Annotated in this window: 18 protein-coding genes; 11 read left to right on the top strand and 7 right to left on the bottom strand. The window is 68.9% G+C overall.

Going from position 1 to position 21985, the window contains the following annotated elements; translation table 11 throughout:
• Nucleotides 1-816 (top strand): IclR family transcriptional regulator (locus BST28156_RS25065; RefSeq protein WP_174903627.1); only part of this gene is annotated, 816 nt, incomplete at its 5' end.
• 571 nt (nucleotides 817-1387) lie between these two features.
• On the opposite strand, the gene BST28156_RS25060 is transcribed toward BST28156_RS25065, so the two are convergent.
• Complete coding sequence (locus BST28156_RS25060; protein ID WP_009695207.1) at nucleotides 1388-1870, bottom strand: Lrp/AsnC family transcriptional regulator; 483 nt, start codon at nucleotides 1868-1870, stop codon at nucleotides 1388-1390.
• Between the two features lie 280 nt (nucleotides 1871-2150).
• Between BST28156_RS25060 and BST28156_RS25055 the strand changes: the two genes are divergently transcribed.
• Both BST28156_RS25055 and kch read left to right on the top strand, forming a co-directional pair.
• Nucleotides 2151-2792: a LysE family translocator gene (locus BST28156_RS25055; protein WP_174903626.1), complete on the top strand. Its 642-nt coding sequence runs from the start codon at nucleotides 2151-2153 to the stop codon at nucleotides 2790-2792.
• A gap of 112 nt (nucleotides 2793-2904) precedes the next feature.
• On the top strand, nucleotides 2905-4080 hold the full coding sequence (kch, locus tag BST28156_RS25050; RefSeq protein WP_174903625.1) for a voltage-gated potassium channel protein: 1176 nt from the start codon (nucleotides 2905-2907) through the stop codon (nucleotides 4078-4080).
• A 187-nt stretch (nucleotides 4081-4267) separates the two neighbouring features.
• On the opposite strand, the gene BST28156_RS25045 is transcribed toward kch, so the two are convergent.
• Complete coding sequence (locus tag BST28156_RS25045) at nucleotides 4268-5920, bottom strand: acyl-CoA synthetase (protein WP_174903624.1); 1653 nt, start codon at nucleotides 5918-5920, stop codon at nucleotides 4268-4270.
• A gap of 194 nt (nucleotides 5921-6114) precedes the next feature.
• Here BST28156_RS25045 and BST28156_RS25040 point away from each other — a divergent pair, with 194 nt between their 5' ends.
• The 7 genes from BST28156_RS25040 (at nucleotide 6115) to BST28156_RS25010 (ending at nucleotide 15931) form a co-directional block, all read left to right on the top strand.
• Nucleotides 6115-6870, top strand: coding sequence for a Crp/Fnr family transcriptional regulator (locus BST28156_RS25040; protein ID WP_244131500.1), 756 nt, complete (start codon nucleotides 6115-6117; stop codon nucleotides 6868-6870).
• Between the two features lie 227 nt (nucleotides 6871-7097).
• The gene (locus BST28156_RS25035) at nucleotides 7098-10268 is read left to right on the top strand and encodes an efflux RND transporter permease subunit (RefSeq protein WP_174903622.1); all 3171 of its coding nucleotides are present in this window, start codon (nucleotides 7098-7100) and stop codon (nucleotides 10266-10268) included.
• A 31-nt stretch (nucleotides 10269-10299) separates the two neighbouring features.
• Entirely contained in the window at nucleotides 10300-11529 is a 1230-nt protein-coding gene (locus BST28156_RS25030) for an efflux RND transporter periplasmic adaptor subunit (protein WP_060238209.1), read from the top strand.
• A 5-nt stretch (nucleotides 11530-11534) separates the two neighbouring features.
• Nucleotides 11535-13043, top strand: a complete 1509-nt coding sequence (locus tag BST28156_RS25025) for an efflux transporter outer membrane subunit (protein ID WP_060239076.1) — start codon at nucleotides 11535-11537, stop codon at nucleotides 13041-13043.
• Nucleotides 13044-13070: 27 nt separating this feature from the next.
• Nucleotides 13071-13766, top strand: a complete 696-nt coding sequence (locus BST28156_RS25020) for a heavy metal response regulator transcription factor (RefSeq protein ID WP_009688307.1) — start codon at nucleotides 13071-13073, stop codon at nucleotides 13764-13766.
• Nucleotides 13763-15220: a heavy metal sensor histidine kinase gene (locus tag BST28156_RS25015; protein WP_174903621.1), complete on the top strand. Its 1458-nt coding sequence runs from the start codon at nucleotides 13763-13765 to the stop codon at nucleotides 15218-15220. The genes BST28156_RS25020 and BST28156_RS25015 overlap by 4 nt, the downstream gene beginning before the upstream one ends.
• Nucleotides 15221-15343: 123 nt before the next feature.
• Nucleotides 15344-15931 (top strand): LysE family translocator, encoded by a 588-nt coding sequence (locus tag BST28156_RS25010; RefSeq protein ID WP_174903620.1) that lies wholly within the window; start codon nucleotides 15344-15346, stop codon nucleotides 15929-15931.
• A gap of 41 nt (nucleotides 15932-15972) precedes the next feature.
• Here the strand turns inward: BST28156_RS25010 and BST28156_RS25005 are convergent, their stop codons facing one another.
• Nucleotides 15973-16791: an AraC family transcriptional regulator gene (locus BST28156_RS25005; RefSeq protein WP_060238214.1), complete on the bottom strand. Its 819-nt coding sequence runs from the start codon at nucleotides 16789-16791 to the stop codon at nucleotides 15973-15975.
• Nucleotides 16792-16988: 197 nt separating this feature from the next.
• Between BST28156_RS25005 and BST28156_RS25000 the strand changes: the two genes are divergently transcribed.
• Nucleotides 16989-17783: an SDR family NAD(P)-dependent oxidoreductase gene (locus BST28156_RS25000; protein WP_174903619.1), complete on the top strand. Its 795-nt coding sequence runs from the start codon at nucleotides 16989-16991 to the stop codon at nucleotides 17781-17783.
• Nucleotides 17784-17829: 46 nt separating this feature from the next.
• On the opposite strand, the gene BST28156_RS24995 is transcribed toward BST28156_RS25000, so the two are convergent.
• The 4 genes from BST28156_RS24995 to BST28156_RS24980 all read right to left on the bottom strand — a co-directional run bounded on the left by BST28156_RS24995 (nucleotide 17830) and on the right by BST28156_RS24980 (nucleotide 21615).
• Nucleotides 17830-18204 carry a hypothetical protein gene (locus BST28156_RS24995; RefSeq protein WP_174903618.1) on the bottom strand — a complete coding sequence of 125 codons (375 nt, stop codon included), beginning with the start codon at nucleotides 18202-18204 and terminating at the stop codon, nucleotides 17830-17832.
• A 220-nt stretch (nucleotides 18205-18424) separates the two neighbouring features.
• Nucleotides 18425-19498, bottom strand: coding sequence for an AI-2E family transporter (locus BST28156_RS24990; protein ID WP_174903617.1), 1074 nt, complete (start codon nucleotides 19496-19498; stop codon nucleotides 18425-18427).
• 184 nt (nucleotides 19499-19682) lie between these two features.
• Nucleotides 19683-20792, bottom strand: a complete 1110-nt coding sequence (locus BST28156_RS24985; RefSeq protein WP_174903616.1) for an NADH:flavin oxidoreductase/NADH oxidase — start codon at nucleotides 20790-20792, stop codon at nucleotides 19683-19685.
• A gap of 136 nt (nucleotides 20793-20928) precedes the next feature.
• Nucleotides 20929-21615, bottom strand: coding sequence for a type 1 glutamine amidotransferase domain-containing protein (locus BST28156_RS24980; RefSeq protein WP_060238223.1), 687 nt, complete (start codon nucleotides 21613-21615; stop codon nucleotides 20929-20931).
• Between the last annotated feature and the right edge of the window lie 370 nt (nucleotides 21616-21985).

Genomic DNA, 21985 nt, shown 5'->3' with positions numbered 1-21985 from the left:
GCCGCGGCTGCGCCCGCCTCGCCGCGCGTGCCGCCCGCACTGGCCGACGACACCAAGGCACAGCGCGGGATCAACGCGCTCGACAGCACCGGCGAACTGCTGCTCGCGCTCGTGTCGGCGGGCCGCGCGCTGCCGCTGCGCGATCTGGCGGCGGCGGCCGGGATGCCGGCGGCGAAGGCGTTTCCGCATCTGGTGAGCCTGCTGAAGATCGGCCTGCTGAGCCGCGACGACGCCGGCTGCTTCGACGGCGGCCCGCTCGGCCAGGCGCTCGGCCTGATCGCGATGCAGCGCGTGTCGCCGACCCGCGACGCGGAAGCCGAGATCGTCGCGCTGGCCGCGACGACCGACATGAGCGTCGCCGCGGCGACGCTCGGGCCGCTCGGGCCGACCGTGATCCGTCTCGAGGAATCGGCGCGGCCGCAGCACGTGAGCCTGCAGGTCGGCACCGTGATGTCGCTCGTCAACACCGCGATCGGCCGCAGCTTCGCGGCCGGCATGACCGACGACGTGCTGGCCGGCCTGCTCGCCGACGAGCCGGTGCGCCTCGCCGGGCGCGCGGCGCAGGCCGACGACGCGTTCCGCGCGCGGCTGGCGCAAATCCGCGACGCAGGGCTGGACTTCGCGTTCGACGCGCCGGTGCCCGGCATCGCGACGGTCGCCGCGCCCGTGTTCGATCACACCGGCAGCATCCGGCTCGTGATCGCGATCATCGGCTCGTCGCGCGGCTTCCCGCGCGGGCCGGACAGCGCCCTCGCGCAGGCGCTGCTCGCCGCGACGCGCCGGCTGTCGTGGCGGTTCGGCTGGATCGGCGCGTAGCGCGGCCGTTTCCGGACTTCTCGACTTCTCTTCTTCGCAAGGCCGCGCGCGCACCGGCGCGGCCTTGTCACGTCTGCCGGCCCGGCTCGACCTCGCCGGCTCGAAACGCCTCCTCGTTACGACGCCGATCTGAAGCCGGGAATACGCCCGATTTATGTTGCGAAGCAGCAACACAAATTGTCAGTAATTCTCATATAACGAAATCGCATTTCACAAAGCGGTGACGCTCCTCTATCATTAGGGTTATCCCTAACTCGCCACCTATATGGGGCTTCACCATGCAAACGTCTAACACTTCCAACCACTCCACCGAATCCGCTGGCTGGTTCGCACGCGTTGGTTCGCTGATTGCAGAAGCTTGGGCACTCCACCTCGAGAACTGCGAAGTCATCGCCGAAGCGCACGCACGCCTGCCGCACTAAGCAACACGACGCAATCCCGCCGACGGCGACACCGTCGGCCTGTTTCCCCGGTCCGGACGCGCGCCGCAAGGCTGCGGCGTCCCGGACCGGAAAGCCGTACGGCCATCCCCGCCGCCAGGCGCACGCTGCGCGCCGGTCTTCCCCGTCCTTCACACCTGGATCGACGGCACATCCTTCATGCAGCGCAGCGCGAACATCGAGCGGCTGTGACGGATGCTCGAAATCTTGTACAGCTTCTCGCGCAGGAAGCGTTCGTACCCGGCCGTGCCATCGACGGCGACCTTGATCCAGTAGTCGTACTCCCCCGACACCAGATAAGCCTCCAGCACCTCGGGCAGCGCCGCGAGCTCCTCGCCGAAACGCGCGAGCGCATCGTCCTCGTGGCGATCGAGCGTGACCTCGAGGATCACGATGTCCGCGTATCCCAGCATCCGCTGATTGACGAGCGCGACGTAGCCGTCGATGTAGCCGTCTGCCTCGAGTTGCCGCGTCCGGTTCCAGCACGCGGTGGTCGACATGCCGATTTGTTCCGCCAGTTCCGCGTTCGACAGGCGCGCGTTCTTCTGCAGCGCACCGAGGATCTTGCGATCCTGACTGTCGAGCGTTTTCGGCGAGCGTTCACGTGTGGCCATAATCAAAAGAATCTTCTACTGAAAGTGGGGATTCTATCCGAACGATGTTCCGGTTTTGTGTCGGTTTTCATGGAAATGCGGAAGCCTTTTAATCCGGCCGCTTGATATATTTTCTCCATGCCTGTCGTCCGGCACGCTCCCTGCGACAACCCCTTCGCAGCGGGACGCACGGCCGCAATCACGAGTTGCGGTGCCGGACACGCAGGCTGCGATTCCCCGCCTCCGCGCGCCTATCCGGCCGCGCGGCAGCGCGCCTGCTCCCGTTCTCGTACTTCCCGTCATGTCGTTCAGGCTTTACCTGTCGTTCCTCGCTGCTTCCGCCGTCCTCGTCTACGCTCCCGGCCCCGTCAACCTGCTCACGATGAATCACGCGCTGCGCGCCGGCTGGCGACGCGCGCTGCCGTGCGTATGGGGCGGCACGCTCGCCGTGCTGCTGCAGCTCGCGCTGACCGCGCTATGCCTGAATTCGCTGCTGCATGTCGACGAACGGGCGCTGACCGCGCTGCGCTGGGCCGGCGCCGCCTATCTGGTCTGGCTCGGCTGCAAGCAATGGCTGAGCCGCGCACCGGCCAGCGCGAGCGCGCACGCGCCGGCCGGCATCGTGCCGGCCGAGACCGACACCGGACGCGCGCTGTTCTGGCGCGGCGTCGCGACGTCGGGCCTGAACCCGAAGACGCTGCTGTTCTTCCCGTCGTTCTTTCCGCAGTTCATCAGTCCGCACGCCGAATGGAGCCTGAACCAGCAATACCTGCTGCTCGCGACGAGCTTCGCGCTGCTGTTCGCGGGCGGCGTCGCGTCGATGGCGCTGTTCTCGCACCGGCTGAGCCGCACCTTGCAGCGCCCCGCGCGGATGCGCGCGATGAACCGCGTGACGGGCGGCCTGCTGGTCGGGATGGGCGCGATCATGGTCGGCTGGAACTGAACCGGGCGGCGGCTTCGACGCATATGATCGGGCCCCGCGAAAAAGCAGCAAAACGCCGAATGCTTTAGGGTAGCGGCAGTTTGGTTGCCTGCCCGGACCGCCGGGCGATTGCATGAAGCACGTCACTACGCGCCTGCGGCGGCTGTTCGCGCCGATCGGCCTTCACTGGTATCTCGCCGTTCTGCTCGCGCTCGATGCGCTGATGGTGCTGCGCCCCGTCGTCGCGCACGCGAGGCTCGGCCTGCATCACGCATGGCTCGCCGATGCGCTGAACCTGGTCGACAACGCGGGCCTCGTCGTACTGCCGCAGATCGTGATCGCAGCCGGCCTCGCGACGATGGCTGTCGGCATCGTGCTGCGCGCCCGCGTCGCGTGGGTGCTGTCGATCCTGCTGCTGGTCGCCGCGGCCGCGCTCAGCGTGCTGGGCGGCTACCGCAGCCACGCGGTGTTCGTCTATACGGCCGTGCTGGCCGTCGCGCTGATCTATTACTGGCGGCATTTCGATCGCGCCAGCATCACCGCGAGCAGCCTGTTCGCGCTGCTCAGCATCGCGTCGCTGCTGATCTACGCGACCTTCGGCGTGCTGTATCTCGGCGACGAATTCACGCCGCCGATCCACGATCTCGCCACCGCCGTCTATTTCTCGATCGTGTCGATGTCGACGGTCGGCTACGGCGACATCGTCCCGCATTCGCCGACCGCGCGCCTGTTCACCGCGTCGGTGATCGTGCTCGGCATCACCGTGTTCGCGACGTCGATCAGCGCGGTCGTCGGGCCGGTGATCGGCGGCAATCTCAAACGGATCGTCAAGGGAGGGCTTTCGAACGTGATCCGCAAGCATCATTTTCTGATCGTCGGCGGCACGCCCGTCGCGCACGTGGTTCACGACGGGCTGCGCAAGCGCGGCTATGCCGTCACGGTGATCGTGCCGGCCGGCGTCGAACACGGCTATCCGGCCGCGACCGATCTGATCGTCGGCGACGCGACCGACCACGCGGTGCTGGAAAGCGCCGGCGCGACGACGGCGCGCGCGGTGCTCGCGCTGCGCTCCGACGATGCCGAGAACGCGTTCATCATCCTCGCGATCCGCGAGCTCGCGCCGTCGGTGCGCACGATCGCCCTCGTCAACCAGCAGCGCAACCTCGAACGGCTGCGCCTGCTGAAGCCCGACATGGTGTTTTCGCCGCAGCAGCTCGCGGGCGAACTGCTGGCGAGCACGCTCAACGACGAACCGGTCGACAAGTCGGTGATCTCGCACCTGCTGTTCGGCACCGCCGACGCGGCTTGAGCGGCGCCGGCCGGCGCACCGGCCGCCTGCAGGCCACGTATGACTTGAAGGTCGCCGAGCGCGACCATGGACGGGAAATTCAGCAGCGTATCGCGCCTCGGGAACCGGCCCACGCGTAACGCACCGAAGGGCGCGCCGCCGATCGGCGGTGCTGCCCCGCCATCGTGGCGCGCCGGCCAGCGCCCGCCTACTTCTTGTCCCCCGCCAGATCGATCGCCTTGTCCGATCCGACCGCGTTGCGCAGCTGGAATTTCTGGATCTTGCCGGTCGACGTCTTCGGCAGTTCGCCGAAGCGCACGACCTTCGGCACCTTGAAGCCCGCGAGCAACTGCCGGCAATGCGCGACGATCTCCGCCTCGGTCGCGCTCGCGCCCTCGCGCAGCTCGACGAACGCGCACGGCACCTCGCCCCACTTCGGATCGGGCATCGCGACCACCGCCGCGACCGCCACGGCCGGATGCCGGTACAGCGCATCCTCGACCTCGATGCTCGAAATGTTCTCGCCGCCCGAGATGATGATGTCCTTCTTGCGATCCTTGATCCGGATATAGCCGTCCGGCATCAGCACCGCGAGATCGCCGGTATGGAACCAGCCGCCGTGGAACGCTTCGTCGGTCGCATGCGGGTTCTTCAGGTAGCCCTTCATGCAGATGTTGCCGCGGAACATGATTTCGCCGAGCGTCTCGCCGTCGGCCGGCACCTGCGTCATCGTGTCCGGGTCGAGCACGGTCGCGCCCGCTTCCAGGTGATAGCGCACGCCCTGCCGCGCATTGAGCCGCGCGCGCTCGTCGTCGGACAGCTCGTCCCAGTGCGCCTGCTTCGCGCAGACGGTCGCCGGCCCGTACACCTCGGTCAGCCCGTACACGTGCAGCAGGTCGAAGCCGATCTCCTTCATCTTCGCGATCACGGCCGGCGCGGGCGCCGCGCCCGCGACCATCGCATGCACCTTGTGGTCGATGCCCGCGCGCAGCTCGGCCGGTGCGTTCGCGATCGCGCTCTGCACGATCGGCGCGCCGCAGTAGTGCGTCACGCGCTCGCGGCGGATCAGGTCGAACACCGTCTTCGCGTCGAACTTGCGCAGGCAGACGTTCACGCCGCCACGCGCCGCGACGGCCCATGGGAAACACCAGCCGTTGCAGTGGAACATCGGCAGCGTCCACAGGTAGACGGCGTGCTTCGGCATGTCCCATTCGAGGATGTTGCTGATCGCCGCGAGATACGCGCCGCGATGATGGTAGACGACGCCCTTCGGGTCGCCGGTCGTGCCGGACGTATAGTTCAGCGCGATCGCGTCCCATTCGTCGGCAGGCGGCGTCCACGCGTAGTCGGGGTCGCCGCCGGCGAGAAACGTCTCGTAGTCGACCGCGCCGCCGAAGCACGCGGGATCGGCCGGCATCGCGTCGGCGACGCTGACGATCTTCAGCCCCGGCACCTCGAGCGCCGCGCGATGCGCGAGCTCCGCATACTCGGTGTCGACGATCAGCACCTTCGCCTCGCCGTGACGCAGCATGAACAGCACCGACGCGATGTCGAGCCGCGTGTTGATCGTGTTGAGCACCGCGCCCGCCATCGGCACGCCGAAGTGCGCCTCGACCATCGCCGGAATGTTCGGCAGCATCGCCGCGACGGTTTCGCCGCGCGCGACACCCGCGGCGGCCAGCGCGCTCGCGAGGCGGCGCGCACGCGCATAGGTTTCGCGCCACGTGCGCCGCACGTCGCCGTGCACGATCGCCAGGCGCTCGCCATAGACTTCGGCCGCGCGGACCAGGAAGTCGATCGGCGTGAGCGGTACGTAGTTGGCGTCGCGGCGGCCGAGCCCGGCCTCGAACATCTGCGTCATGATCCTGTCTCCCGTGTTCTGCTGACCGGCGCGCGCCGGTCGCGTATCCAGCCGGGGTGCGCGCACCCCGAATCGTTTTGATGTGGTTCAATTGCCGACAGCCTAACGGGCGCTATTGTGAGCCGTCTGTCATCGAAACGACAGAGTGCCTTTCGAGCGCCTCGCGTTATCCCTATCCTCGCAAACCCGCATCCATGCACGACGACATCGCTGCCCCGTCCGACACCGCGCGTCCCGCGTCCGAACCGACGACCGAACCGGGCCCGCTGCCGCCGCCGTCCGTGCTGTTCGGCCAGTGCGCGTGGTTCCGCGCGCTCGCGCCCGAACACCGGGCGCTGGTGCTCGCGCAGTCGCGCGCCGAAGTGCGCGAGGCCGGCGACGTGATCGCACACCGGCTCGCGCCGTCCGAGTACTGGATCGGCGTGCATCGCGGGCTGCTGAAGCTGGCGATCTTCAATGCGTCCGGGCGCGGCTGCACGTTTTCCGGCGTGCCGTCCGGCGGCTGGTTCGGCGAAGGCAGCGTGATCAAGCGCGAGCCGCGCAAGTACGAGGTCGTCGCGATCCAGCGCTCGACCGTGCTGTTCGTGCCGGCCGACACGTTCCATGCGCTGCTCGACACCAGCCTGCCGTTTACGCGCTTCGTGATCCATCAGCTCAACAACCGGATGGGCGAATTCATCGCGTCGATCCAGAACAGCCGGCTGCTCGACGTCGATGCGCGCGTCGCGCAGGCGCTCGCGCAACTGTTCAACCCCGACCTGTATCCGGACACCGGCCCGTCGCTCGCGATCTCGCAGGAAGAGCTCGGCATGCTGGTCGGCGTGTCGCGGCAGCGAATCAACCAGGCGCTGCAGCAGCTCGAGAAGCGCGACGTGCTGCGGCTCGCGTACAACCAGATCGAGGTCGTCGATCTGGCGGCGCTCGCGCGGGTCGGCATGGAACAGATCTGAGCGCAGCCCGATGAGCGAAACCGACGCCGAGGCCGCACCCGGATCCGTTCCGGCAGACGGTTGCGCAACGGCGCATCCGCGCGCATTTCATCTGCGGAATCGCCGGCCGTCCGCCGCGCCCGAAACTGACAATTCCGCCAGTTTCGCGTCAGTAACCCGTTCCAGCTCGACGCCTATCATTCGGGTTCCCTTTACCGCCGCCTGACCACGCCTGCCCCGCTGCCTCCATGTGGATCGTCAACCTCGCGCTCAGGCGCCCCTACACGTTCATCGTGATGGCCATCATGATCGTGCTGGCCACGCCGCTTGCGCTGATGCGCACCCCCGTCGACGTGCTGCCGTCGATCAACATCCCGGTCGTCAGCGTGATCTGGTCGTACACCGGCTTCTCCGCGAAGGAGATGAGCGACCGCATCACGTCCGTGCATGAACGCTCGCTGACGACGACCGTCAACAACATCCAGCACATCGAGTCGACCTCGCTGCCCGGCATCGCAGTCGTGAAGGTGTATCTGCAGCCCGGCGCGAACGTGCAGACGGCGATCGCGCAGACCGTCGCATCGGCGCAGGCGATCGTGCGGCAGATGCCGCAGGGCGCGACGCCGCCGCTCGTGATCACGTACTCGGCGTCGAGCATCCCGGTGATCCAGCTCGGCCTGTCGAGCAAGACGCTCAGCGAGCAGTCCCTCGGCGACGTCGCGCTGAACTTCCTGCGCCCGCAACTGATCACGATCCCGGGCGCGCAGATCCCGTACCCGTACGGCGGCCGCACGCGCGTCGTCGCGATCGACATCGATCCGCAGGCGCTGCGAGCGAAAGGCCTGACGCCGGCCGACATCGTCAACGCGGTCAACGTGCAGAACCTGATCCTGCCGACCGGCACCGCGAAAATGGGGCAGACCGAATACCGGATCGACACCAACGCGTCGGCCGACACGATCGCCGACATCACGCACCTGCCGATCCGCACCGTCAACGGCGCAACGACCTATCTCGGCGAAGTCGCGTCGGTGCGCGACGGCTTCTCGCCGCAGACCAACGTGGTGCGCCAGAACGGCCAGCGCGGCGTACTGGTGTCGATCCTGAAGAGCGGCGACGCGTCGACGCTGAAGGTCGTGTCGGACCTGAAGGCGCTGCTGCCGAAGGTGATCCCGACGCTGCCCGAGGGGCTCACGATCACGCCGCTGTTCGACCAGTCGGTATTCGTCGGTGCCGCCGTGCAGGGCGTGATCCACGAAGCGCTGATCGCGGCCGTGCTGACCGCGATGATGATCCTGCTGTTTCTCGGCAACTGGCGCAGCACGCTGATCATCGCGATCTCGATTCCGCTGTCGATCTTCACGTCGCTGATCGTGCTGTCCGCGCTCGGCGAAACCATCAACATCATGACGCTCGGCGGGCTCGCGCTCGCGGTCGGGATTCTCGTCGACGATGCAACCGTGACGATCGAGAATATCGAGCGCCACCTGCACCTCGGCACCAACCTGCACGACGCGATCCTCGAAGGCGCGGGCGAGATCGCGGTGCCCGCGTTCGTGTCGACGCTGTGCATCTGCATCGTGTTCGTGCCGATGTTCTTCCTGACGGGCGTCGCGCGCTACCTGTTCGTACCGCTCGCCGAAGCGGTCGTGTTCGCGATGCTCGCGTCGTACGTGCTGTCGCGCACGCTCGTGCCGACGCTCGCGATGCTGCTGTTCCGCCCGCAGCAGGCCGGCACCGGGCCCGACCATGCGACCGGGCGCTTCGCGCGCGCGCATCACGCGTTCAACAACGCGTTCGAACGGCTGCGCGCGTGGTACATCGTGCTGCTCAGCATCCTGCTGGTGCGCCGCCGCTTCTACGCGACGTGCTTCCTCGGCTTCTGCGTGCTGTCGACGGGCCTCGTGTTCGTGCTCGGCCGCGACTTCTTCCCGAATGCGGATTCCGGCAACATCCGGCTGCACATGCGCGCGCCGACCGGCTACCGGATCGAGGAAACCGCGCGCCTCGCCGACCAGGTCGAGCGCGTGGTGCGCGAAATCGTCCCGCCCGACGAACTCGGCACGATCGTCGACAACCTCGGGCTGCCGGTGAGCGGCATCAACCTGTCGTACAGCAACACGGGCACGGTCGGCTCGCTCGACGGCGAAATCCTGATCGCGCTGAAGCCCGGCCACCGCGACACGCAGCACTACGTGCAGGCGCTGCGCGCGCAGCTGCCCGAGCGTTTCCCGGGCATCGAGTTCTTCTTCCAGCCGTCGGACATCATCACGCAGATCCTCAACTTCGGCCAGCCGGCCGCGATCGACGTGCAGGTGCTCGGCAACGATCTCGCGAGTAACATGGCAATCGCGAGCAGCCTGATGAAAAAGATCAGGCAAATCCCCGGCGCCGTCGACGCGCACGTCCTGCAGCGCAACGACGAGCCGACCCTGCTGGCCGACATGGACCGTACGCGCATGCAGCAGCTCAACCTGTCCGCACAGAACGTCGCGCAGAACATGCTGATCTCGCTGTCCGGCAGTGCGCAGACCACGCCGTCGTTCTGGATCAACCCGAAGACGGGCGTCCAGTACCCGCTGCAGATCCAGACCCCGCAATACAGCATCGCGTCGGTCGACGACCTGCTCGGCACGCCCGTGTCGGCGAGCGGCGCGGCAGGCACGCCGCTGCAGCTGCTCGGCAACCTCGTGCAGGTGCGCAGCACCGAGAATCCGGCGATCGTCACGCACTACAACATCCGCCCGGCGATCGACCTGTACGTGAGCGTCGAGGGCCGCGACCTCGGCTCGGTCGCCGGCGAGATCGACCGCATCGTGTCGGACGCGCGCGCGACGCTGCCGCGCGGCACCGACCTGACGATGCGCGGCCAGATCGAGACGATGCGCACGTCGTACGTCGGCCTCGGCGCGGGCGTCGCGATGGCGATCGTGCTGGTCTACCTGCTGATCGTCGTCAATTTCCAGTCGTGGCTCGACCCGCTGATCATCATCAGCGCGATGCCGGCCGCGCTCGCCGGCATCGCGTGGATGCTGTTCATCACCGGTACGCACCTGAGCGTGCCGGCGCTGACGGGCGCGATCATGACGGTCGGCGTCGCGACCGCCAACAGCATTCTCGTCGTGTCGTTCGCGCGGCAGCGCCTCGCAGCCGGCGCGCCGCCGCTCACCGCCGCGCTGGAAGCCGGCGCGACGCGGATCCGGCCGGTGCTGATGACGGCGCTCGCGATGATCATCGGGATGGTGCCGATGGCGCTCGGCCTCGGCGAAGGCGCCGAGCAGAACGCGCCGCTCGGCCGCGCGGTGATCGGCGGGCTGCTGTTCGCGACCGTCTCGACGCTGCTGTTCGTGCCGCTCGTATTCGGCGGCGTGCATTCGCGGCTGGCCCGCCGGCGCGAGCGCCGGGCCGCCGGACACTGACCCCTGCTACGCATCCTGACCGGTTGAATTCATGGAAGAGAAACATCACAGCACCGTCGGCATCCACGTGGACGAACACGGCATGCACCTGCCGCCGCGCGCGGCCGTGTCGCGGCGCGGACGCATCGTGCTGATCGTGATCGGCGTGCTGCTGGCGGCCGGCGCCGCGCGCACGATCGTCGTCAACGTGCTGAACCGCGGCCGGCTCGACGCGATCGCCGAGCAGAATGCGCGGCAGTACGTGAACGTCGTGCATCCGGTCGACGCGGCCACCGGCGGCCACCTGACGCTGCCCGGCACGCTGCGCGGCTATGTGGAGGCGCCGATCTACGCGCGCGCGAGCGGCTACCTGCTGCGCTGGCAGGCCGACATCGGCGCGCACGTGAAGCAGGGGCAGCTGCTCGCCGAACTCGACACGCCGGAGCTGAACCAGGAGCTCGCGCAGGCGACCGCGCAGCGCCAGCAGGCGCAGGCGGCGCTCGCGCTCGCGAAGACGTCGTTCGATCGCGCGCAGCAGTTGCGCCAGCGCGATGCCGTGTCGCAGCAGGAACTCGACGACCGGCAAGGCGCATTCAATCAGGGCACCGCGAATCTCGCCGCGGCCGACGCGAACATGCGCCGGCTCACCGAGCTGAAGGGCTTCCAGCGCATCGTCGCGCCGATCGACGGGATCGTCACGCAGCGCAACGTCGACGTCGGCGACCTCGTCAATTCGGGCAACGCGGGCCGCGCGCTGTTTACGGTCGTGCAGGCGGACCGGCTGCGCCTCTACGTGCAGGTGCCGCAGGCCTATGCGCAGCAGGTGAAGGTCGGCCAGCACGTGAGCGTCGCGCAGGCCGAGCTGCCGGGCCAGACCTTCGACGGGACGATCACGCGCACCGCCGAGGCGATCGACGTCGCGACGCGCTCGCTGCAGATCGAGATCACGCTGCCGAACCCCGACGGCCGGCTGCTGCCCGGCGCGTACGTACAGGCGACGCTGCCGATGACGCCGGTCGGCCGCCTGCAGATCCCGGCCAGCACGCTGCTGTTCCGCGCCGAAGGCCCGACGGTCGCGACCGTCGACGCGAACGGCCGGATTCGCCTGAAATCGGTCACGATCGTGCGCACGATCGGGCAGACGCTCGAAGTCGACGGCCCGCTCACGCGGAACGACCGTCTCGTGTCGAACCCGAGCGATTCGCTCGCGAACGGCGACCAGGTCGTCGTGTCGACGCCGGCCGCGAAACCGGCGTCCGCCGCCGCGGGAGCGAAGTCGTGATCGCGATGCACGCGCGCCTGCGCCCCGCCGCGCTCGCTGCGATCGTGACCGCCGCGGCCGCCGTCGCCGGCTGCACGGTCGGCCCCGACTACCGGCGCCCCGCGGTCGACACGCCGGCCGCGTGGCGGCTCGATCCGGCCGACGCGTACTGGCACCCGGCCGCGCCGGCCCGCGCACCGCTCGATCCGGCATGGTGGACCGCGTTCGGCGATCCGCAGCTCGACGCGCTGGAGGCCGAAGCGCTGCGCAACAACCAGAGCCTGAAGGTCGTCGCGGCGCGCTACGACCAGGCGAAGGCGACGCTCGCGTCGGTCGCGTCCGCGCAATACCCGGCCGTCGGGCTGAACGCAAGCGGCCAGCGCTTCAAGATCTCGGCCGACCGGCCGCAGACCAACTACGCGATGCCGAACCAGTCGACCGTGCAGAACGACATCCAGGTCGGCGCGAGCGTCAGCTACGAGCTCGACCTGTTCGGCCGCGTGCGGCGCACTGTCGAATCCGCGCAGGCGAGCACCGAGCAGGCGCGCGACGATTTCGCGAACGCGCGCCTGGTGCTGAGCGCCGATCTCGCATCGAGCTATTTCTCGCTGCGCGAACTCGACACCGAGATCGACGTCGTCAAGCGCTCGATCGACCTGCAGCAAAAGGCGCTCGACTACGTGACGTCGCGCCACGACCTCGGCGCGGTGTCGGGCCTCGACCTGCTGCAACAGCGCGCGCAGCTCGACGCGACGCGCACGCAGGCGCAGCTGCTGATCCAGCAGCGCGCGCAGGTCGAAACCGCGATCGCGACGCTGGTCGGCACGCCGGCGCCCGCGTTCTCGCTGCCGCCGCGCGTGGTGCCGATCAACGCGCCCGCGCTGCCGACCGGCCTGCCGAGCGACCTGCTGCAGCGGCGGCCCGACGTCGCGTCGGCCGAGCGCGCGATGGCCGCCGCCAACGCGCAGATCGGCGTCGCGCGCGCCGCGTATTTCCCGCGCATCGCGCTGTCGCCCGACATCGGCTGGGACGCGACGCGCTTCTCGGGCCTGTTTACGGTGCCGGCGCTGCTGTGGTCGATCGGCGCGTCGGTCAGCCAGCCGCTGTTCGAGGGCGGCAAGCTGAAGGCCGGCGTCGATTTCGCGCAGGCCGGCTATGTCGCCGCGCAGGCGAACTACCGGCAGACCGTACTCACCGCGTTCCAGGAGGTGCAAAATGCGGTGACGGGCCTGTCGGTGCTGGCCGAAGCCGCGCAGCAGGCGTCCGCCGCCGTCGACGACGCGCGCAAGCTCGTGTCGCTCGCGCAGGATCGCTATGCGGGCGGGCTGACGCCGTTCATCGACGTGCTGACGGCCGAACAGCAGTTGCTGACGAGCGAGCGGCAGGCCGTGCAGATCCAGGGCCAGCGTGCGGCGCTCGTCGTGTTTCTCGCGAAGGCGCTCGGCGGCGGATGGGACGGCCGCGCAACGGACGGCGCCGCGCCGTCCGAGGTCGCGGCGGCGGGCCCGCAGCGCGCCGCGGGCGTCAGCCCCTGACCGGTTACGCGGAGAACGGATCCGAACATGAAAGTGCTGATCGTCGAAGACGAACCGAAAGTCGTCGAATACCTGAAGAGCGGCCTGACCGAGGAAGGCTGGGTCGTCGATACCGCGCTCGACGGCGAGGACGGCGCATGGAAAGCCGTCGAATTCGACTACGACGTGGTCGTGCTCGACGTGATGCTGCCGAAGCTCGACGGCTTCGGCGTGCTGCGCGCGCTGCGCGCGCAGAAGCAGACGCCCGTCATCATGCTGACCGCGCGCGACCGCGTCGACGACCGCGTGCGCGGGCTGCGCGGCGGCGCCGACGACTACCTGACCAAACCGTTTTCGTTCCTCGAGCTGATCGAGCGGCTGCGCGCGCTGACGCGCCGCGCGCGCGTGCAGGAATCGACGCTGATCTCGATCGGCGACCTGCGCGTCGACCTGATCGGCCGCCGCGCGACGCGCGACGGCACGCGCCTCGACCTGACCGCGCAGGAATTCCAGCTGCTCGGCGTGCTTGCGCGGCGCAGCGGCGAGGTGCTGTCGAAGACGACGATCGCCGAGCTGGTGTGGGACGTGAACTTCGACAGCAACGCGAACGTCGTCGAGACCGCGATCAAGCGATTGCGCGCGAAGCTCGACGGCCCGTTCGCGGACAAGCTGCTGCACACGATCCGCGGCATGGGCTACGTGCTCGAGGCGCGCGAGGACGGCGACACCGAGAGGCGCGCATGAAACGCTCGATCACGCTGCGGCTGTCGGCGATGTTCGGCATCGTGTCGCTGCTCGTGTTCACGCTGGTGGGCTGCGGGCTGTTCGTGATGATGGAGCGCCAGCTGTTCGCCGAATTGCGCGCGACGCTCGACACGCGCACCAAGGTCGCCGAGATGATCGTGTCGCATGCGCTCACGCCCGAGCGCGGACGCCTGATGAAGGAGAAACTGGCCGACCTCGAACCGCCCGACGGTTCGACGCGCTATCAGGTCGACACGCCGAATTCGGACTTCCGCTTCGGCCATCCCGTCGACGGCGTGCCCGTCGGCGCACCGTTCGGCGCGTTCCAGCGCTACGCGCTCAACGACAGCAGCTACGACGTGATGACGAAAACCGTCACGGTGGCCGGCAGCGGCGCGCGGCCGACGCTGAAGCTGATCGTCGCCAGCTCGTGCGAACGCACGCAGCGGATGCTGCGCCGCTTCGGCTGGACGCTCGCCGCGCTGATCGCGACCGCGACCGTGGTCGCGCTGCTGCTGAGCCGCGCGGTCGCGCGCTTCGGGCTCGCGCCGCTCGATCGCCTGTCGCAGGACGCGGCCGCGGTGAGCCTCGCGAACCGCCGCCAGCGGCTGCATACCGACGCGCTGCCGGCCGAGCTGCGCGAACTCGCCGCGTCGTTCAACGGCGCGCTCGACCGCATCCAGCAGACCTACGCGCGGCTCGAGGCGTTCAACGCGGACGTCGCGCACGAACTGCGCACGCCGGTCAGCATCCTGATCGGCCAGACGCAGGTCGCGCTGACGAGCCGCGATCGCTCGGTCGACCGGATGCGCCAGACGCTGCAATCGAACCTCGAGGAGTTCGAGCGGCTGCGCGTGATCATCAACGACATGCTGTTCCTGTCGCGCAGCGACCGCGGCGAACGCGCGACCGACCTGAAGCGCGTATCGCTCGCCGACGAGGTGCAGCGCATGCTCGACTTCCTCGAAATCCCGCTCGACGAGGCGCAGCTGCGCGCCGAACTGCACGGCGACGCACGCGCGGCGGTCGATCCGTCGCTGTTCCGCCGCGCGATGACCAACCTGCTGATCAACGCGATCCAGCACTCGGCGCCCGGCAGCACGCTGCACGTGACGATCACGCGCCGCGACACGCTGGTCGACGTGTCGGTCGCGAACCCCGGCGAGCCGATCGATCCGGTACGGCGCTCGCACGTATTCGAGCGCTTCTACCGGCTCGAGGAAGCGCGCGCGAACAGCAAGGAGAACCACGGGCTCGGACTGTCGATCGTCAAGGCCGTTGCGGAGATGCATGGCGGCAGCGTGTTCGTCGCGTGCGCGGGCGGCATCAATACGTTCGGCTTCTCGGTGTCGACCGAGCCTTGCGCGGGCGGCCCGCTGCGCGCGTCCGATGCCGCCGACTCACCCGCCCCGGCCGCGCCGCCGGCGCGCGCGACGCGCGTGCTGCATCACTGACGCCGCTCCTGCTCCTGTTCATGGAAGGCGGCCGCGCGCCGCCGAGGGCAGTTTTCTTCAATACGCGTGCGTGCCGCGCCTTTAGTCTCCATGCGAGTTCAGACATTCGCATGGAGACATCCGATGAGCATGCTGGTTTCGATGGCCGCGTTCGCGCTGGCGTCGTCGATCACACCCGGTCCCGTCAACATCGTCGCGCTCGGCGCGGGCGCACGCTACGGGCTGGCCCCGAGCCTGCGCTACGCGGCCGGCGCGACGCTCGGCTTCGTCGCGCTGTTCCTGCTGATCGGCCTCGGGCTGCACGCGGCGCTCGCACACTGGCCCGCGCTGACGACGGCCACCCGCTGGTCGGGGATCGCGTTCCTGCTTTACATGGCGCTGCGGCTCGCGCTCGACGACGGCAGGCTGCCGACCGATGCGAAGGCAGCCGGCCCGTCGGCGGCGACCGGCGCGGCGATGCAGTGGCTGAATCCGAAGGCGTGGCTGGCCTGTGTCGCCGCGATGGGCGCGTATGCGTCCGACGGCGACCGGGCGCAGGTCTGGCAATTCGCGGCGCTGTACCTGGTGATCTGTTTCGCGTCGATCGCGTGCTGGTCGTATGCGGGCGCGTCGTTGCGGCACCGGCTCGCGAACGCGCGGCGCATGCGCGTATTCAACCGCGCGATGGCGCTGCTGCTTGCCGGCAGCGCGTTGTTGCTGCTCGATGTGTAGGCGCTTCCGTTCACGCCGATAACGGGCCGCCGCCCTGCCCGTCAATTCGCCGCGCAGCGATACTGCCCTGGCGTCGCCGCGGCGATCCGCCGGAATGCGCGCTGGAAATGCGCCTGGTCCGCGAAACCCGCGTCGAGCGCGACCTCGGCGATCGGCCGGCCGCGGCGCAGTTCCTTGCGGCCGTACTGCACGCGACGGTCGATCAGGAACGCATGCGGCGTCATCCCGTAGCGCGCGTTGAACGCACGAATCAGGTACGACGGCGACAGATCGGCCGCCGCGCAGATCGCATCGAGCGTGACAGCCTGGCGGCAGTGCGCGGCGATGTAGTCGGCCGCGCGCGCAAGCTTCGCGTTGTCGTCGCCGGGCCGCGCGGCGGGCGGGTCGCGATCGAGCGCGCCGTGCAGCTGCGTGAAGAATTCGACCGCCGCGCTCTCCTTGCCGAGCGCGTCGATGCCGGGCGACACGAGCGTGCGATAGAAACCGCCGAATTGTACGAACAGGTCGCGGCGCTCCGTCAACTTCGGCGAAAAGCCGTGAAAATCGGCGTTCGCGTCGCGCCCGAGCGAATGCTGCAGCCGCGCGAGCCACGGCACGTCCACGTACACCATCCGGTATGCCCACGCATCGGGCCCGTACGGATTGCATGCGTGCACCTGCTCCGGATCGATGATCACGAGCACGCCGCGCCCGACGTGCGCGTTCGTGTTGCCGTTCACGTAGGTGCTGGTGCCGCCGACGATCGCGCCGAGCGAAAACGTGTCGTGCGTGTGCTTCGCGTAGCAGATCGCGCGCCCGTCGTCGACGGTGCGCGCCTCGATGAACGGCAGCGCAGTGTCGCGCCAGAACGGCGACGGCATGGCGGTCTTGCTGGCGGAACGGCTCACGCGGCGGGCTCCCGGAACGGATATCGAACGCACACCGTACAAGACTGCGCGGCGCCGCGCAACCGGCGCACGGCGCTGCGCTGCCGACTCGCGCGGTTTCGCCTAAGCTTGGAGTTCCGGCCGTCGCGGCCAGCGCGGCGGCTTCCGTTCAACCCTCTCCCGTCAAGCTCATGCACATCGATCTGAAAGGCAAGACCGCGGTCGTCACCGCCTCCACCGCCGGCATCGGACTCGCGATCGCCGAAGGGCTCGCGCGCGCCGGCGCGCGGGTCGTCGTCAACGGACGCAGCGATGCGTCGGTGCAGTCCGCGCTCGCGCACCTGCGCGGTGCGGTACCGGGCGCGGACCTCGACGGCATCGCCGCCGACCTGTCCGGCGCGGCCGGCGTCGCGCGCATCGCGCAGCACACGGCGAATGCCGACATCCTCGTCAACAACGCGGGCATCTACGGGCTGAAGCCGTTCTTCGACATCGACGATGCCGAATGGACCCATTACTTCGAGATGAACGTGATGTCGGGCGTGCGCCTCGCGCGGCACTACATGAAAGGGATGCTCGAACGCAACTGGGGGCGCGTCGTGTTCATTTCGTCGGAGTCGGGGCTGAACATCCCGGTCGACATGATTCACTACGGCTTCTCGAAAACGGCGCAGCTGTCGATCGCGCGCGGTCTCGCGAAGCTCGCGGCCGGCACCCGCGTGACCGTCAACTCGGTGCTGCCGGGGCCGACGCTGTCGGAAGGCGTGCGCACGCTGCTGAAGGAGACGGCCGACGAAACCGGCCGCAGCGTCGAGGACGTCGCCGTGGACTTCGTGCGCAACCAGCGCGCCAGCTCGATCATCCAGCGGCCGGCGACGCCCGAGGAAGTCGCGAACCTCGTCGTCTACACGTGTTCGCCGCAGGCCTCGGCGACGACCGGCGCCGCGCTGCGCGTCGACGGCGGCGTGGTCGACACGATCGCGTAACGACGTTCACGCGACGACACGCGCGGGCGCATCGCCGCCGCAGTCGCTACGACGCATCGCCCTTGCCCGTCCGGAACCGGCCGCTGCGGTCGGCGTCCATGCACGTGTCGAAGCCGTACTGCGTGACGACGCCGGCCTTGTCGAACACGACGAAGTAAGGCCGGCGATCGTTGCCGTGCTCGAGCAGATAGTTGTAGCAGACGCCGCTGCCGTTGCGGACCATCCATACGCTGCGCGGGTTGCCGCCCGCGCGCACGACGGCCTCGCGCGTCGCGCCGTGCCGCGACGCGGTCTTCGGCAGCGGCATCCGCGAATAGGAGAAAGGCAGCCACGAGTCGAACCACGCGCAGCCGTGCAGCATCAGGCAGCTCGCCGCCAAAGACAGCGTCGCCGCGGGACGGGACATCGGAATCAATCGCATGCTGGGGAAACTCTGCTGCGCCATGCCGGCGCGACCGAAAGCCCCATGCTACTCGACCTTGGGGTTCGAATCGAAAAGAAATGTTGAGATCTGTGTGCGAGCGGGTGTCCGGCGCAACGTCGATCGGCATGCGTCGCGGCCGGCCCGACGGCTCGCACACGGACGATGCGCACGCCTTCCGGCCGTCGTGCCGATGACGCGCATCGGCGCCGGCGTCCATTTACGCGACCCATTCGGCCCACAGCATCGTCAGCACCGTCATCAGCGCGGGGCCGACGAACAGCCCGATCAGCCCGAAGGTCTCCGCGCCGCCGAGGATGCCGAACAGCACGAGCAGGAACGGCAGCCGCGCCGAACCGCCGATCAGCACCGGCCGCACGAAATGCTCGGCGACGAACACGACCACGAAGCCGGTCACGGCGACCACGACGGCCCAGGTCGTCGCGCCCTGCACGAACAGCCACAGCGCGGCGCCGCAGAATACGACCGGCGCGCAGAACGGCAGCATCGCGGCGACCGCCGTGACGAGACCGAGCAGCGCCGCGTGCGGCACGCCCGCCAGCGCATACGCGACGCCGAGCAGCGCGCCTTCGCCGAGCCCGACGACGACCAGCCCCGTCACCGTGCCGTTCACGGCGCCGACCATCCGTTCGATCAGCTGCGCGCCGTCCGCGCCGAACGCGCGCCGCGCGCCCTGCAGCAGCGCACCCGACAGCTTGTGCCCGGCGCGCAGGATGACGAACAGCGTGACCAGCATGAAGCCGAATTCGAGCAGCGCATGCGCGAGCTTCGTGCCGAACAGCCGGCCGAACGCGATGAACTTCTCGCTGTTGACGCCGTGCATCGCCGACGCCGCATGCAGCGGATGGCCGAGATTGGCCTGCCACCAGTCGGCGATCTGCGCCGAGCCGTACGGCAGCCGGCTGACGACGTCCGGCAGCGGAATGCCGTTGTCCTGGATCGTGCGCAGCCACACGCGCATGTCGTGCGCCTGCGCGATCGCCTGGGTCAGCGCGACGGCTACCGGCAGCACGACCAGCAGCGAGATCGCGACCGTGATGACGGTCGCGACGACCGTCGGCCGGTCGCGGAACAGCCGGTGCGATTCGAAGCGCTTCAACAGCGGCCACATCGCGATGGCGATGACGCAGGCCCATGCGATCGCGGGAATGAAGGCGCGGATCACCCACAGCGCGAGCACCAGCAAGACCGCGTACAGCACGGCGCGGGCAATCCGCTGGGCGCGCGGCCGCGCGGCGGAATCATCGTGAGACGGCGAAGCGTGTGCGCGCATGGCACCTCTGTCGAAAGAAAAATGGCGGTTCGCGCGGGCGAAATGCCTGCGCGAACCGCCATTCTATCCATCGAAACTCGGAACGCACGCCGCGGCGGCCGCGCGCGTCGTGCGCGCGCACCGCGAGCGGACGGCCGATGCGGCCGTCACGCGCGCTTCAAGCCGCGCGACCGGCCGTGTGTCGTCAGGCGGCCTTGTCGGCGACGCGATAGCGTTCGAGCCAGTGCGCATACGGCGCGGGCAGCGTCCACGACGGACGCTCGACGCCGAGCTGCTTCGCCGCGTAGTACGGCCAGTGCGGATCGGCCAGGTGCGCGCGGCCGACCATCACGAGATCGAGCTGCCGGTCCGCGACGACGCGGTTGGCCAGTTGCGGCGTATCGATCCCCCATGCGGACGACACCGGCAGTCCGGCCTCGCGGCGCACGCGCTCGGCGACCGGCGCGAGGAACGCGGGGCCCCACGGAATCTGCGCATCGGGCGTCGAGAAGCCGACCGACACGCTCAGCATGTCGAGCCCTTCCTGCTTCAGCCGCTGCGTGAGCGCAATCGATTCGGCGAGCGTCTCGTCGTCGCGACCGTCGTACTCGATCACGCCGAAACGCGCAGTCAGCGGCAGATGCTCGGGCCACACCTTGCGAACGGCCGCCAGCGTCTCGACAAGGAAACGGCCGCGATTCTCGGCGGAACCGCCGTATTCGTCGTCGCGCCGGTTCGAGTGCACCGAGAAGAAGCTCTGGCCGAGATAGCCGTGCGCGAAGTGCAGTTCGAGCCATTCGAAACCGATGTCGCGCGCGCGCTTCGCCGCCGCGACGAAATCGGCCTGCACGCGCGCGATGTCGTCGCGCGTCATCGCGTGCGGCACCTTCGGCAGATGCGCGCCGAACGGCACGGCCGACGGCGCGATGGTCTGCCAGCCGCGCGGGTCGCCTTCGGCGATATGGTCGTCGCCTTCCCACGGACGGTTCGCACTCGCCTTGCGGCCCGCGTGCGCGATCTGGATGCCGGGCACCGCGCCGGCCGCCTTGATCGCCGCGACCGACGGTGCAAACGCGGCAGCCTGCGCATCGGTCCACAACCCCGCGCAGCCCGGCGTGATGCGGCCTTCCGGCGACACGGCCGTCGCCTCCGCGATCACGAGGCCCGCACCGCCGCGCGCGATGCCGGCCAGATGCACGTGATGCCAGTCGTTGACGACGCCGTCTTCGGCGACGTACTGGCACATCGGCGGCACCGCGATCCGGTTGCGCAACGTGACATCCTTGAGTTTGAACGGTTCGAACAGGGCAGACATCCACGACTCCTTTGCTTGGTTCTGCGAAACGACTGGATGAGCCGCGATGCCGTTGCAGCGCGGCCCGATCCTGGGCGTCGCCGGGGCCTGCGCGCCCGACGACGGAAACGTGACGGCGCGGTCCCGCGCCGTGTGCTTACTGGTGGCCGAGCCTGGCGAGCAGCGCCTCGGCGGCCGGTTCCGACGAAGCGGGGTTCTGCCCCGTGATCAGCAGCCCGTCGGTCACGATATACGGCGCCCAGTCGGCGCCGCGCTCGAACTGCGCGCCGTTGGTCTTCAGCATGTCCTCGACCAGGAACGGCACCACTTCCGTCAACCCGACCGCGGCTTCCTCGCTGTTGGTGAAGCCCGTCACGCGCTTGCCGCGCACGACCGATTCGGCGGTTTTCGGGTCCTTCACGTGACGCAGCACGCCCGGCGCGTGGCACACCGCCGCGACCGGCTTGCCGGCCGCGAGCGCGCGCTCGATCAGGCCGATCGAATGCAGATCCTCGGCGAGATCCCACAGCGGGCCGTGGCCGCCCGGATAGAACACCGCGTCGTAGTCGTCGATCGACACGTCGGCCAGCTTGCGCGTCGCCGCGAGCTCCGCCTTGGCCGCCGCATCGGCGTCGAAGCGGCGCGTCGCGTCGGTCTGCGCGGACGGATCGCTGCTCTTCGGGTCAAGCGGCGGCTGCCCGCCGTTCGGCGACGCCAGCGTCAGCTCGACGCCCGCATCCTTGAACGCGTAGTACGGCGCGGCCAGTTCCTCGAGCCAGAAGCCGGTCTTCTTGCCGGTGTCGCCGAGCGCATCGTGCGAGGTCAGGACAATCAGGATCTTCATGATCGACACTCCTTTCAAATTGACGGGAACAGGGCCGCACGGCGCGGCAGGCTGGCGGGCGCAATGGCCGTGCCGGACGCCGTACCTGTCCGTTAGTCAGCGATCGCGCGTCGACGTGCGGCCTGCGGGCGTCGAAATCTGCGCATTGTCCGGTATTAGACCAGTCGTCTAGGCCGAGGCGCAAAAAAAGATGCCCAAACCTGGCCCGTCAGGCCGCGCTCGCGGGTTTCACGAATCGCCGGCTCCTCGACGGAATCATCAGCATCGCAGCCGCATGTTGCAGTTTCAGGTCCGCGCCGGCTGAACCGGTCCTGCCCTGTCGAGACAACGAATCCGCCTGTCAGCGCGCGGCTTCGTTGCATCACCGGGT

This window comes from Burkholderia pseudomultivorans (genome assembly GCF_902499075.1).
Classification (GTDB): domain Bacteria; phylum Pseudomonadota; class Gammaproteobacteria; order Burkholderiales; family Burkholderiaceae; genus Burkholderia; species Burkholderia pseudomultivorans.
The sequence above is the reverse complement of the archived record's forward strand: the minus strand, read 5'-3'. Positions and strand labels throughout refer to the sequence as shown.